Below are 14,379 nucleotides of genomic sequence, written 5' to 3' on the forward strand. Positions count from 1 at the left end.
GGGTAGCGCGCGGGCACTGGCCGACCCGGCCGGCACGGAGACCAGACCAGCCCGGAGGCCTCGACGATCGATGCGGTCCCACAAACGACCCTGCTGACGGTGTCGGACCTCGCGCATGGCACGCCGCCGTCGTGACCGTTGACGAGCGTGCGGCCCGCCCGCACCGCCGGGTGTGCCAGAGGGCCGATCAGTAGGGTTATCGCCTCCAGGCGATCGAGCGCGATAACTTGCTGCCATGCTGCCCTGGGCGGCGCCGATAGGCTCGCCCACAACCGGAAGCGATGGAGGCACCGTGCGGGAATCCGACTGGGAACAGCTCGCGCTCGAGCGGCTCGCCGAGGAGCACCTCGGCTGGCAGCCGCTCTCCGGGCGTGAGATCGCGCCCGGGGCGAGCAGCGCCGTCGGTCATCCCGGCTACGCGGCCCTCGGCGCACAGTCGCAGCGCGAGTCGTGGGCCGAGCTCGCGATCCCGTCGCGGCTGCGGTCGGCGCTGCGGCGGCTCAACCCCGAGGTTCCCCGCCAGTACCTCGACCAGGCCGCCGCCGAGATCCTGCGCGCCACCTCGGCCGATGCGATCGCCGAGAACGAGCGGATCCACCGCTACCTCACCGACGGCTACCGCCTCACGTATATCGACGAGGGCCGGGAGCGCTCGCCCTCGATACGGCTCATCGGATCCGCGCCGGGGCAGAACGAATGGCTCGCGGTCAACCAGGTCACGGTGATCTCGGGCGAGGTCGAGCGCCGGTTCGACCTCGTGCTCTACCTCAACGGCATGCCCGTGGTCGTGATGGAGCTGAAGAACGCGAGTGCCGGCGACGACATCGCCACCGCGCAGGCCCAGATCGCCACCTACGTCCGGGAGCTGCCGAGCGCCTTCCGGTTCTGCGTGCTCACGGTGGTCTCCGACGGTGTGACCGCCCGCTACGGCACCCCGTTCACCCCGCTCGAGCACTACGCCCCGTGGAATGTCGACGCGACCGGCGCGGTCGTCGCCCCCGGCGGCCCGCCCGATGCGAGCGAGGGCCTCGACGGACCGCAGCAACCACTCCTGCTCGATCTCGACGTCGACCGCGACACCGCCCTCGACGTGCTGATCGACGGCCTCTTCGACCACGCCCGCTTCCTCCAGCTCATGCGGTCCTTCGTCGCCTTCGACTCCGGCGAGGACGGCCTGACCAAGCGCATCGCCAAGGCCCATCAGTACTTCGCGGTGACCAAGGCGGTCGAGGCCACCGTGGCCGCCGTCGCCGGTGACGGCCGGGCCGGCGTCGTGTGGCACACGCAGGGCTCGGGCAAGTCGATGGAGATGGAGCTGTACGCCGCGCTCGTCGCCCGCCGTCCCGAACTCGAGAACCCGACGATCGTCGTGGTGACCGACCGCACCGAGCTCGACGGCCAGCTGTACGCGACGTTCGCCCGATCCCAGCTGCTGCCCGAGCAGCCGCGCCAGGTGCGGCGTCGCTCCGAGTTGCGCGAGGCCCTCGGTTCCCGGCGCACCGGCGGCATCTACTTCACCACCCTGCAGAAATTCGGTCTCACCCATGAGGAGCGGGACGCCGGCGCCGCCCATCCGATGCTCTCCTCACGCTCGAACATCCTCCTCATCGTCGACGAGGCGCACCGCAGCCACTACGACAACCTCGACGGCTACGCCTGGCACCTGAAGAACGCGCTGCCGAACGCGACCCTGCTCGCCTTCACCGGCACCCCGATCGACACCGCCGACCGGAACACCCGCGAGGTCTTCGGGGACGTCATCGACACCTACGACCTCACCCGCGCGGTCGAGGACGGCGCCACCGTGCCCGTCTACTTCGAGTCGCGGCTCGTCAAGGTCGGCCTGTCCGAGGACGTGACCGCCGAGGAGATCGACGCGACCGCCGACGAGGTCACGACCGGGCTCGACGACGCCGAACGCGAGCGTCTCGAACGCTCCGTCGCCGTGATCAACGCCGTCTACGGCGCCCCCACCCGCATGCGCGAACTCGCGGCCGACCTCGTGACCCACTGGGAGGCGCGACGTGACGCCGTTGCGGAACTGGTGCGGGCGTCGTCCACAAGCGAGGGAGCACCCGGCAAGGGCCTCATCGTGGCCGCCACCCGCGAGATCTGCGCGCGGCTCTACGAGCAGATCGTCACGCTGCGCCCGGACTGGCACCACGACGACCTCGACCGGGGCCGCATCAAGGTGGTCTACTCCGGCACGCCCGCCGACGCGCCGCCGATCTGCGAGCACGTGCGCCGCGAGTCCCAGAACGACGTGATCAAGCGGCGCCTCAAGGATCCGGACGACGAACTCGAGCTCGTAATCGTCAAGGACATGATGCTCACCGGCTTCGACGCGCCGCCGCTGCACACCCTCTACCTCGACCGGCCGATGCGCGGGGCGCTGCTCATGCAGACCCTCGCCCGGGTCAACCGCACCTTCCGCGGCAAGAACGCCGGGCTGCTCGTGGCATACGCACCGATCGCCGAGAACCTGCGGGACGCGCTCGCCGAGTACACCGAGCGCGACCGGGACTCCCGGCCGGTCGGGCGCACGGTCGAGGACGCCGCGGGGCTCGCGCGGGCGCTCGTGCTGCAGCTGCGCGACCTGCTCGGCGGCTCCGACTGGCGCGCCCAGCTCGAGCGGGTGGGCGTCGACGGGCGCGGCTACGCGAGCGCCGCACTCCAGGTCGTCGATTGGCTGCGCAGCCCGCGCACCCCGGGCAACCAGGTGCCCGCGGGGCAGGAGACCCGCCAGGAGCGGTTCCGCCGGCTCGCCGGGCGGCTCACCCGGGCGTGGGCGCTGTGCGGCCGCAGCGAGGGCCTGGCGGGTCTCGCGGCCGAGGCCCGCTTCTACGAGGAGGTGCGCGTGTGGATGGGCAAGGTCGACGCCGAGGACCGGCACGCGCGCGGTGAGCCGATTCCGGACGACGTCGCTCGCCTCCTCGCCGATCTCGCCGCCCGCTCCTTCACCTCGGGCGAGGTGCTCGACGTCTACGAGGCGGCCGGCCTCGGCGTGCAGCGCATCGACCAGCTCGACGCCACGTTCCTCGCCGGTGCCCAGCGAAGCGCCACCCCGCAGGTGACGATCGAACTGCTCCGGGCGCTGATCGAACGCGAGAGCCGGGCGGCCACCCGCGGGAACACCATCCGGGCGCGGGCCTTCTCCGATCGGCTCGAGGCGATCATGGTGCGCTACACGAACTCGAACCTCACCTCGGCGGAGGTCATCGCCGAACTCGTGCAGGTGGCGAACGAGGTGCGCGCCGAGAAGGACCGCGGCCGGCTCTTCGACCCGCCCCTGAACCCGGACGAGCTCGCGTTCTTCGACGCGGTGGCCACGAACGACGCGGCCCTGGAGCTGCAGGGGGAGGGGGTGCTGGCACAGATCGCCCGCGAACTCGTGCGGATCATGCGCCGGGACGTGAAGACGGACTGGGCGGTGCGCGACGACGTCCGCGCGACCCTGCGGCGCAACGTCAAGCGGCTGCTCATCAAGTACGACTATCCGCCGGACCGGCGCGAGGACGCCGTGGTGGTCGTGCTCGAGCAGATGGAGGCCCAGGCCCGGCGCCGGGCGGCGTGAGTGGGCGGGGTGGGACCGGTTCGAGCTACTGCGTCCAGCAGGGAAGCTCCATGAGGCCCGTGGACTTCAAGGGAGCGAGCCCGTCGTCCATGATCGGGCGAGAGGTCATGGCGTGGTGTCCTCGGGACGTTCGTCGTCCAGGTCGCTGAGATCGACGGAGACCATGGGTAGGTCTGCGGCGGACAGCCACGGTGGCCGAGGGGTCCGAGGGATGATTCCGGCGGCTGAGAGCTCATCGGTGGCCGCTTCGAGGCTGATTCCCCTGAGGGTCGCAATGGCCTGTGCGCTGATGACGCCTTCGCCGTAGCCGTTGATCGCGCGAGCGAGGAGCCGCTGCGGTGAGCGTAGCCGGTCGGCATCGTTCTGTAGCGAGGCGTATTGGTCGCTCCAGCCGAAGCACGTTGCCAGGTGGAGCGTCGACAGCGTCATCCATTCGTGCTTGGTGGATTCATCGATATAGCCGCAGCTCTGAAGAGCGATGGCTGCCATCGCCGGAGAGACCAAGAACGACTGGACGACGGTGGAGAGATCTCGTGCGGCTACGCTGTCGCGATCACCGAGGAGTTCCGCGACACCTTGAAGGGGTACGAGGAGGTGGCGCGCGAACGCGTCAGCCCGGACCTCTTGTGGTGACCGGCTCGTGAGGCTCGGCGTGCCGTCCCAATCATCGAAGACAACGTGGGCGAGCTCGTGGGCGAGGGTGCTGCGCTGCCGCATGGGATTGCGGGTGCGTGCGATGCCGATGAACGCGACGCCGCGAACCGGATCGCGCATGGTGAGGCCGTGCTCGTCGGGCGTCGCGTCGAGGATGGTGACGTCGTGTGGGGTGGCGCGCTCGATGAGCGCGACGAGATCCCCCAGGGGTTGGAAGCCGAGGTGGTGCTCGGCGCGGAAGGCGGCCGCTGCCGCTCGGCCCTGCTGTTCGCTTGTCATGGTCCCCCCGGGTCAGCGTGTCGTCGAGATCGCCTGGTCGTCCAGGTAGGCATCGAGTTCGATGAAGTGCAGCAGTCGTTGCCGCATGCCCTCCATGGTGGCCCCGTTGGTGGAACGGGCCGCGCACTGCACACGGTTCGCGACGGCCGTACCCGTCAGTTGCGTGACGGTACAGCCGGTGGCGGCGGCAATCTGGATCAACTCGGTCATCTTCGGCGCCCGTTTGCCGGTCAGGATGCGGTTGAGGGTCGATTGGGAGATGCCCGTGCGGTTCTCCAGGGCGCGCTGAGAGAGGCCGGCAGCCGTGCGGGCGCTTTCGATGGCTGCGTTCACGGTGCTCGTGTTCATGCGCTCCGCCTACTGAATCAAATTACGTAGAGCGATTCATTCTAGCGGCAGCGGGCGACGGGTTCCACCCTGGGTGTGGACATGATCGGCGAGATGGAGTACCGACAGATCGGGGGTGTCGCGGTCGACGCGTGCGTGTTACGGTACGTGGACCTTCTGACAACGCTGTCAAGCCACTGGCCGGGCAGCCGGCACGCTAGGACCCCCGTGATCTTCACCCGCACAGCCCATGCATCCGCGAGCCTCGTGCTCGCCGCCGCCCTCGTCTCCGGCGGGGCGATCTCGGCGAGCGCGGCGCCCGAACCGGCGATCACGCCCGCGGCCACCCCCGTGACCGACGTGACCTCGCTGGTCGACCCGTTCGTCTCGACCGAGGACGACTACGGCCAGGACCTCCCGGGCGCGCAGGCGCCGAACTCGCTCGTCAAGATCAACCCGATGACGACCCCCGATCGCTCGCACACCGGTTACGACTACGCCGAGGACCAGATCGCCGGGTTCACGCACACGAACCTCGACGGCGTCGGCGGCAGCGGCGCGGGCGGCGACCTGCTCGTCGTCCCGACCTACGTCGACTACACGCAGCGGCCCGACCGCGCCTCCTACGCGAAGACCTACTCCCACGACGCGGAGGAGGCCTCGCCCGGGTACTACCGGGTCGACCTGACCACGACCGAGGGAACCGACTCCGACGTCAGCGATGCCCCCGGCGCCGACCCGATCGTGGCCGAGGCGACGACGGACACCCGCGCCGGCTGGGATCGCTTCACCTTCCCGGAGGCGGGCACGGCCTCGCTCGTGCTCGACCTGGCCAACAACTTCACCGACCGGCGCGACGCGACCCTCGCGGTGACCGAGCTGCCCGATGGCCGGGCCGCGCTCTCGGGGGAGGTCGTCGGCTACTTCAACGGCTACGAGTACCGGCTCTTCTACTACGCGGAGTCGACCGCGCCCACGGCCGCCGTGCGCACGTGGGGCGGCAACCGGATGCTCAGCACGACCTCGAAGAACCGGGCCGGCACCGACATCGGCGCGATCCTCGACTTCGACGTCGAGGCCGGCGAGCAGGTGGGCCTGCAGGTGGCGATCTCGACGATCAGCGCCGAGCAGGCCGCCGTCGACTTCGGCGTCGAGATCGCCGATCGCACTTTCGGCCAGATCCGCACCGACACCCGCGCCGCCTGGGAGGACTTGCTCGGCCGGGTGGCGATCTCGACCAGCGCGACGAGCGACCCGGACGGCACGCTCGCCCGGCTGTTCTACACCCACCTCTACCGGATGCTGGCCACCCCCGTGAACGCCACGAGCACGAGCGGGACCTACCGCTCCCTCGACGGCACGATCCGCCAGGCGGAGGGGTACACCCACTACGACGGCTGGGGCTTCTGGGACGACTTCCGCAAGTACGGGGCGCTGGCGATCGCCTACCCCGACCTCTACGCCGACATGGCCCAATCGATCGTCGACCTGTTCGCGGGCCTCGGCGACAGCGGCGCGAGCAGGCTCGGGAGCCTGACCCACGCGGTGCCGACGGTGCGATTCGAGCGAGCCGCCGTCGTCCTCGCCGACGCGATCGCGAAGGGAGCGCAGCCGACCGGGCTCGCGCAGGCCTGGCCGGGGCTCGTGACCGAATCCCAGGGACGCTACGCGGACGAGTCGAACGTCGAGCTCGGGTACATCGCGAACGAGATGGACGAGACCCTCGGCACCGCCTACGACGACTGGGCGATGTCGACCATCGCCACGGCGCTCGGGTACACCGACGAGGCCCGCGCCTACCGCGACCGCGCGACGAACTGGGTCAACATCTTCTCCGAGAATGCGGTCGAACTGCCCGGCGGCACGACCGTGGGCCTCAACCTGCCCCGGCGCGCCGACGGCACCTTCGCGGACATCGACCCGGAACGGTTCCAGGCAGGCAACCTCTACCAGGGCACCGCCTGGCAGTACCACTGGTACATGGCCCCCGACATGGGCGGCCTCATCGACCTCATGGGCGGGCGGGAGAACACCCTCGCCGCGCTCAGCTACATGTTCGGCGAGCAGGCGCCCGACGACGGGTCGCGGATGCTCCACTCGAACGCCAACGAGATCGACCTGCAGGCCCCGTACCTGTTCAACTACGTGGGCGCGCCGTCGAAGACCCAGCACTGGGTGCGCAGCATCTACACGGAGAAGACCTGGAACCGGTACATCGCCACCGGGTCCACGAGCTACGCGCCCTCCTCCGGTGGCGAATTCACCCCGCCGGTCAAGACCCGGGTCTACTCGCTCGACCCGCAGGGCTTCCTGCCGACCATGGACAACGACACCGGCACGATGTCGTCGATGTTCGTCGCCGCCGGCCTCGGCCTCTTCCCGGTCAACCTCGGGTCGGACCAGTACCAGATCGGCAGCCCGTTCTTCGAGCGCACGACGATCACCTACCCCTCGGGCTCGAGCTTCACGATCTCGGCCGACGGCGTCTCCGCGGACTCCTACTATATCCAGTCGGCCCGGCTGAACGGCGCCGCCTTCGACCGCACGTGGGTGACCTACGACCAGCTCATGGCCGGCGGCGAGCTCGCGTTCACCATGGGCTCCGAGCCGTCCGACTGGGCGGCCGACGGCATCGCCCCGCCCTCGCTGAGCGATGTCGTGGACAGCTCGATCTACGAACCGGACTCCCCGGTGTCGCTCGACTCGCGCGAGTTCCACGAGGCGCCCGCCGGCGACGGGTCGATCGGCAACTCCCTCACCCTGAGCCTGGCGGACGGCGCGTTCGCGGGCGCGGACGGCGACGACCTCGCCGCCGGCGGGGCGATCGAGGCGAGCGGCGTCCCGGCCGGCCTCACCCTCTCGGCGATCCGGGTCGACGACCGCACGGTGCAGCTCTCCCTCACGGGCCGGGCCGCCGCCTCCACCCCGCTCGACAGCACCGACGACCTGCGTCTGAGTGTGACCGATGCGGCGTTCGCGCAGCGCCTGGACGACGCCCCGCCGGCCCTCGATCTGCGGGTCACCTTCGCCGGCGTCACCGTGAGCGCGGACCGGCTGACCATGCGGGCGGGCGCCGACGGCGCGCTGGAGGAGTCGGTCGTGCTCACGATGCACGGCGCCCGCTTCGCCGGCGCCGAGGGCCGCGATCTCGTGGCCGACGGCGACCTCACCCTGCCCGGATTGCCCGAGGGCCTCGAGGCCGCGGCCGAGAAGACCGGACCGAGCACCCTGGACCTGCGCGTGCACGGCACGATCGAGCGCGGCGCGAGCTTCGTGCTCCGCTTCGCCGACGGCGCGTTCGAAGCCACGCCGGCGCCGTCGATCAGCGGTGACGGCCTCGGGCTGCGCGCCTTCACCGTCGCCCTCGACCGGCAGTGGCACGCCCAGCTCGCCGACCTCTACGAACGGGTGCGCCTGATCGAGAAGGGCAACTACGCGTCGTCCACGTTCGCCGGCTTCGAGGCGGCGCGGACCGCCGCCCGAGACCTGCTCGCCGCCGAGGACGCGAGCGAGCAGGACCTGCGCAGCGCGTTCTACGACCTTCAGGGGGCCGTGGGGTCGCTGTCGATCGCGCAGTCGCCGCACCGCCGGCTGCAGGCCGAGAGCAGCGACGACTGGTCCGGCGGCGACCTCAAGGCCGAATCGAGCACCGACTCCAGCGGCGTCCCGCTCGGGAACCTCGGCGGGGTGCGCGACGGCAGCTGGATCGCCTACGGCGACCTGGACTTCGCAGGCGCCCCACCGGAGACGTTCACGATCCGCTACGTGAACAACAGCGGACGCGGCCCCGCCGACTCGCGCGTGGCGCTGCGCCTGGATGCCCCGGACGGCCCGCTCCTCGACGAGGTCGCCCTCCCGTCGTCGGGATCGAGCTGGAGCGACTACACCACGGTCGAGCACACGCTGACCGACCCGTCGCTGCTCGAGGGCTCCCACACGCTCTACCTGGTGTTCGAGGGTTCGACCACCGAGGCGCGGCCGTGGATCGGGAACATCGACTGGGCGCAGTTCTCGAGCCCGGGCGACGGCTCCGAGGCGCAGACCGCGCGCGTCGAGGCCGAGGCGTTCACGGACTCGAACGGGAACGGTCTCAAGACCGAGACGAGCACCGACGACGCCGGCAACACGATCGGCAACGTCGGCGGCACCTGGGACGGCGGCGTGCTCACCTACGACGACGTCGACCTGTCGGCCCGCGAGTTCAGCACCCTGTCGGTGCGGTACGCGAACAACTCCGGGCGCACCGGTCCGGGCGCGCTGATCGAGGTGCGACTGGACGACGCGGCGAACGACCCGATCGCGACGATCCCCCTGCCCACCACGGGAACGAGCTGGAGCGCCTACCGCACCGTGACCGCGGCCCTGCCCGCGGAGGTCACCGGCGTGCACACCCTCGTGATCACGATGCGCGCGCGCACCGACTCCGGGCATCCCTACGTGGCGAACTTCGACTGGTTCGAGTTCGGCGGGGCGGACCTGACGGAGCTGCGCCAGGCCGTCGAGGCCGCCCGCGACCTGCTGCCGCAGCGCGACAGGTACATCGCGGTGGACTTCGGGGTCTTCGAACGCGCCCTCCAGGACGCCCAGGTCACCCTCGAGGATCCGACCTCGCTCCAGCCGGAGGTCGACGACGCGCTCTGGGTGCTGAACGCGGCCCAGGAGCAGCTTGAATGGGTGGTCGTTCGGGAACTGGCCGAGGTCGTGGACGCGGCCGAATCGCTCGACACGACCGCGTACACGCGGGAGAGCGTCGAGGCGTTCGAGGACGCGCTCGCCCAGGCCCGGGGTCTTGCCGCCGGCGCGTCCCACGCGGACTACACGGCGGCCCTCGACGGTCTCGTCGCCGCGATCGACGGGCTCGTCGAGATGACCGTGCCGGCCCGGCCGGCCGCGCCGGCGGCCGAGCTGACGGCGCCGACGACGATCACCGTGCGCTGGTCCGGTGTGAGCGACGACGGCGGCTCCGCCGTGACCGGGTACCGCGTCTCGCTCTCCGGCGACGCCGATGCCGCGACCGTGACGGTCGACGCGGGAACGACCTCGGCGGACTTCACCGACCTCGTTCCCGGGGCCACGTACACGGCGACCGTCACGGCGCTCAACGCGCTCGGGGCCGGTGCCGAGTCGCCGGCCTCCGCGGCCGTGACGACCGAGGCGGCGCCCACCGATCCCACCGACCCGACGGATCCGGACCCGACGGACCCGACCGATCCGGACCCGACGGACCCGACGGACCCGGACCCGACGGATCCCACCGACCCGGGAACGACCGATCCGACCGATCCGACACCCGGCGGCCCGGGCGGCGATGCGGATCCGTCCGACTCGTCCGATCCGTCCGTGCAGCCGTCGGGCGATGCGGGTGATGGGGACGCGATGCCGGATACCGGCCTGCCCGCCGGGCCGCTCGGGATCGCGACGGCCGCGCTCGTGCTGGCGGGTGCCGTGCTGCTCACCATGCGGCGCCGGAGCCACCCCCGCGGCCGATAGGGCGGCACCGCGCCATCGCACCGGATGAGGTGAGGATCGCCCCCTCGAGGATCAATCCTCGAGGGGGCGTTCTTGTGAGCGGTTTGTGAGCGGCCGCTGGAAGAGTGGGCCGCTGCTGCGCCGGGCCCTGCCCGGAGTCGATGACGGCCCTGCCCGGAGTCGATCGCGAAGGCATCCGGCGCGGCCGCCGACCCCATTCAAGGAGAGCCACACATGACCGCAACCCGTCCACGACGCGCCGCCCTCGCGGGTGCCGGAGCCTGCGCCGTGCTCCTCGCCGGATCCGTGCCGACGGCCGCCGCCCCCGGTGATCCACTCCCGGACGGGCAGCGGATCACGGCCCTGACCCAGATCGTCATCGACACCGAGGGGGACGAACTCGAGCCCGCGGACGCGGTGACCCGGCTCTTCGACCTCGACTCCGTGACGGCGGCGTCCGTGGCCGCGGGCGGTCCGATCACGGGCTGGTCGAGCGGCGGCTGGGTGATCGGCGGGGGGCTCGACGTCGACGAGGACGGCCAGGGGTACGCGGTACTCCAATCCGCTCCGGTCGACGCGCCGGACGACCTTCTGACCACCCAGATGCTGGCGGCCGGCCCCGACGAACCGCCGACCGGCGACCCCGAGACCGACCTGTACCGAGCGCCGGCAGTCGTCCCGGTGGATGCCACCGACGGCACCTTCGGCACGCCCATCGCCATCGTGTACGACTCCGCGCTCGGCGACCGGGACGGCCTGCGGCTCGAGGGCTGCCTCGGTGCCGACTACACCGGCGGCCTGCTCCGCGCGATATGCATCGGGTACGGAACCCTGGACGATGGCGCCGACGTCGTGGAGATCGGTGTGATCGACCCCGTCACCGGCGAGTTCACGCCCGAGACCCGCGTCGCGAACCATCTCGGCTACGACTACACCTGGGTGCAGGACCTCTCGACGAGCCCCACCGGTGAGATGCAGCTGCTGTTCGTCGCCCTCGAGGAGGACGGCCAGGTCGAGTCCATCTCCCACAGGCTCGCACCGGTCGATCTCGGGGCCGACGAGGTCGCCACCTCGGGCCACCGAGAGATCCTTCAGGGCGACGAGGACTCCATGTTCGCGATCGAGGCGATCGACTTCGATGCGGCCGGCCAGTTGTGGGCGCTCGGATCCACGGTGGCCGGCGAGGTGGAGGTCCACACCGCGCTCGGCACCATCGACCCCGCGACCGGTGCCATGGAACTCGTCGACGACGTCTCCGGCCCCGCGGACCGGCCCGGCGACAGCTTCCTCGGCGTGAGCGTCTGGGGAGCCGAGCCCACCGACCCGGACCCGACCGAGACGGCCGACCCGGACCCGACGGAGACGTCCGACCCGGACCCGACCGAGACCACGGACCCGACCGAGCCCGACCCGGCGGAGACGACCGAGCCGGACCCGACCACGGACCCGGCGGAGACGACCGAGCCCGACCCGACCACGGACCCGGCGGAGTCGAGCGACCCGGACCCGACCGCGGCCACGCCGGACGAGGAACTGGCCCGGACGGGCAGCGAGCCTGCCCTGCCGGTCGCGCTGGCCCTCGCGGCGATCCTCGGCGGCGGGGCGATCCTCGCGGCGGTGCGGCGCCGGGCACGCGCGAACTGACGCACCCCGAGGTGGGTGACGGTCCGGCGCCGCTCGTGGACACCGCGCCGACGGCGGTGGGACGATCGTGGGTATGAGGCGCAGCGGGAGCGTGCCGGACCGACTCGTGCGCGATGTCGCGCGGGTCTGTGCCCGCGCGCAGGATCCGCTGGACCTGCTCGAGTGGGTGGCGGCCCGGATCCGCTCCGACGTGCCGTATGCCGCCGCGGGCTGGATCCTCGTCGACCCGGACACGATGCTCATGGACGGCGTCTACGGTGAGGGCGTCGACCGGCACACCCATCTCGAGCTCATCGAGGCGGAGATGAGCGAGACCGAGGACGTCAATCGGTTCGTCGAGATGGTCGATCGGGGAGTCCCGGCCGCCTCGCTCAGCCGTACGACCGGCGGCGACCTGAATGCGAGCCGCCGGTGGCGCCGCGTCTACCGGCCGCGCGGCTACGGCGACGAGCTGCGGGCCGTCTTCGCGTGCGGCTCGGACGCCTGGGGCCATGCGTGCCTCGTGCGGCGCCGCGACGAGCCCGACTTCACGGCGGCCGAGGTCGGGCTCCTCGCCCGCGTGGCCCCGCATGTCGCCGACGGAATCCGCACGGGCCTGGCCGTCGGGGCGGTCGAGGCGCCCGCCGACGGCACCCCGGAACTCATCGTGCTCCGGGACGACGGCTCGGTCGAGTCGATGACGCCGATGGTGTCCACGTGGTTCGGCGACCCGGAGGACGAATCCCTGCGGAGCACGATGGTGCTTCACCAGGTGGCGCGACGGGCCCGGGCGCTCGTCGGCGACGGCGCTGCCGGCCCCGACCCGGCAGCCGTCGATCCCGCCGGTCTCGACCCGGCCCGGGCGTGGGCCCGCACGGCGGCCGGGGAGTCCGTCATCGTGCGCGGCGCGCGGCTGGGTGGGGAGGGGCCGGGGCGTACCGTGCTCGTGCTCGACCCCGCCACGCGCGGCGACCTGGCACCGCTCGTGATGAGGCTGCATCAGCTCACCCGTCGGGAACGCGAGGTGACCCAGATGTTGCTCACGGGCAAGACCACCCGGGCCATCGCGGCCGACCTGTGGATCACTCCCGAGACGCTGCGGGGCCACGTGAAGAACGTGCTGGCGAAGCTGGCGGCGTCGAGCCGCGTCGAGCTCGTCGCGATGCTCTCTCCCGAGCCGCGATCTCGGATGCGGCCCGCCGAGCCAGCCGGCCGGCGTAGCCCGTGATCCCCGGCCTGGCGACGTAACCGACGAACCGCAGTCCCGGCGCGGATTCACGCCCGGTGCGTTCGACCGGTTCGCCCCGCTCGTCGAGCACGCCGAACCGGCCGACGAGCGGTTCGAGGCCGGTCCGGTACCCCGTCGCGGCGATGACGACGTCCGGGCGCAGTCGCCGCCCGTCCGCGAGTCGGGCGTGCTCGCCCTCGAGGGAGTCCACGGCCGGGACCACTCGGATCGCGCCGGACCGGATCGAGTCGACCACCGGTGGATCGACCACGGCCACCCCGATCCCGCCGCGGTCCCTCAGCCGGGTCATCGGGCCCGCCGACGCCTCGGGCAGGCCGTAGGGCGCGAGGTTGCCGACGACCCGGCGCTGCATCGGCCGGAGCAGGCGGTCCACCCAGGCCGGCGGCAGGTGCATCATGACCGGGACCGGGAGGTCGCCCGGCGCGCCGAGCATCATCCGGAACAGGATGGTCGGGGGCGTGCGGACCGAGAGCCAGACGGTCCCGGCGACGCCCACCAGCTCGTGGGCGATCTCCATCCCGGTCGATCCCGCGCCCACCACGAGTACCCGCTGTCCGGCGAGCGGGGCCGCGTTCCGGTAGTCGACGGCGTGCATCAGCCGGCCGCCGAACCGTTCCCGGCGGGCCCAGTCGGGCAGCACGGGAACGTTGAATCGCCCGCAGGCGACGACCACGTGCCGGGTCGTCAGGATTCCCGCCGGGGTCGTCACCCGCCACGTGCCACCCCGGCGGTCGAGCCGCTCGACGCGGGCGTGGGTCCGAACCCGCACGTGCCGGGACCGCGCGTACGCCGCGAGGTAGCCCACGTACTGGTCCCGGGTCGGGAACTGACCCCAGGCGCGCTCGAACGGCGCCCCGGGAAGGGCCGAGTGGAGCCGGCTCGTATTGAAGCGCAGGCCGTCGTAGCGGGCCGCCCACGCGGCGCCGATGCCCGCCCCCTGCTCGAGCACGACGGCGCCGACTCCCCGCCGGGTGAGCTCCGCGGCCGTGGCCAGCCCGGCCGGGCCGCTGCCGATCACCACCACGGGCTGGTCGTCTCCTTGGGTGAACGGGTCGGTGTTCATGTCGGCTCCTCGGTCCGGTCCACACAGCGTCCACCCGGCCCCGTCGGCCGGGAACCCCCCGGTCGGGGGGTCTTCCTGGCCGCCACCACGCGGGCAAGACGATCGTCCAAACCACTCTCATCCGAACGGCCCCGTCAGTAG

6 protein-coding genes and 1 pseudogene are annotated in these 14,379 nt (G+C 71.8%); 4 read left to right on the forward strand and 3 right to left on the reverse strand.

The window, feature by feature from the left end:
* Positions 1 to 235: 235 nt before the first annotated feature.
* Entirely contained in the window at positions 236 to 3,574 is a 3,339-nt protein-coding gene (locus GCG21_RS14300; RefSeq protein ID WP_152910356.1) for a type I restriction endonuclease subunit R, read from the forward strand.
* A gap of 105 nt (positions 3,575 to 3,679) precedes the next feature.
* Here GCG21_RS14300 and GCG21_RS14305 read toward each other — a convergent pair whose 3' ends face one another.
* Together GCG21_RS14305 and GCG21_RS14310 are read right to left on the reverse strand one after the other, a co-directional pair.
* The gene (locus GCG21_RS14305) at positions 3,680 to 4,507 is read right to left on the reverse strand and encodes an ImmA/IrrE family metallo-endopeptidase (RefSeq protein WP_152910357.1); all 828 of its coding nucleotides are present in this window, start codon (positions 4,505 to 4,507) and stop codon (positions 3,680 to 3,682) included.
* 12 nt (positions 4,508 to 4,519) lie between these two features.
* The gene (locus tag GCG21_RS14310; RefSeq protein ID WP_152910358.1) at positions 4,520 to 4,855 is read right to left on the reverse strand and encodes a helix-turn-helix transcriptional regulator; all 336 of its coding nucleotides are present in this window, start codon (positions 4,853 to 4,855) and stop codon (positions 4,520 to 4,522) included.
* 207 nt (positions 4,856 to 5,062) lie between these two features.
* On the opposite strand from GCG21_RS14310, the gene GCG21_RS14315 reads away from it, so the two are divergent.
* From GCG21_RS14315 to GCG21_RS17030, 3 genes and pseudogenes are all read left to right on the forward strand, one after another.
* On the forward strand, positions 5,063 to 10,324 hold the full coding sequence (locus GCG21_RS14315; RefSeq protein ID WP_152910359.1) for a glycoside hydrolase domain-containing protein: 5,262 nt from the start codon (positions 5,063 to 5,065) through the stop codon (positions 10,322 to 10,324).
* Between the two features lie 213 nt (positions 10,325 to 10,537).
* Positions 10,538 to 11,947, forward strand: a complete 1,410-nt coding sequence (locus GCG21_RS14320) for a hypothetical protein (RefSeq protein WP_152910360.1) — start codon at positions 10,538 to 10,540, stop codon at positions 11,945 to 11,947.
* A gap of 1,012 nt (positions 11,948 to 12,959) precedes the next feature.
* Positions 12,960 to 13,031, forward strand: a pseudogene (locus tag GCG21_RS17030) (hypothetical protein); the annotation flags it as partial.
* Here the strand turns inward: GCG21_RS17030 and GCG21_RS14330 are convergent.
* Positions 13,009 to 14,238: an NAD(P)/FAD-dependent oxidoreductase gene (locus GCG21_RS14330; RefSeq protein WP_152910362.1), complete on the reverse strand. Its 1,230-nt coding sequence runs from the start codon at positions 14,236 to 14,238 to the stop codon at positions 13,009 to 13,011. The pseudogene GCG21_RS17030 and the gene GCG21_RS14330 sit on opposite strands and share 23 nt — an antisense overlap.
* Positions 14,239 to 14,379: the final 141 nt, after the last annotated feature.

The organism is Pseudactinotalea sp. HY160, assembly GCF_009372055.1.
Lineage (GTDB): Bacteria > Actinomycetota > Actinomycetes > Actinomycetales > Beutenbergiaceae > HY158.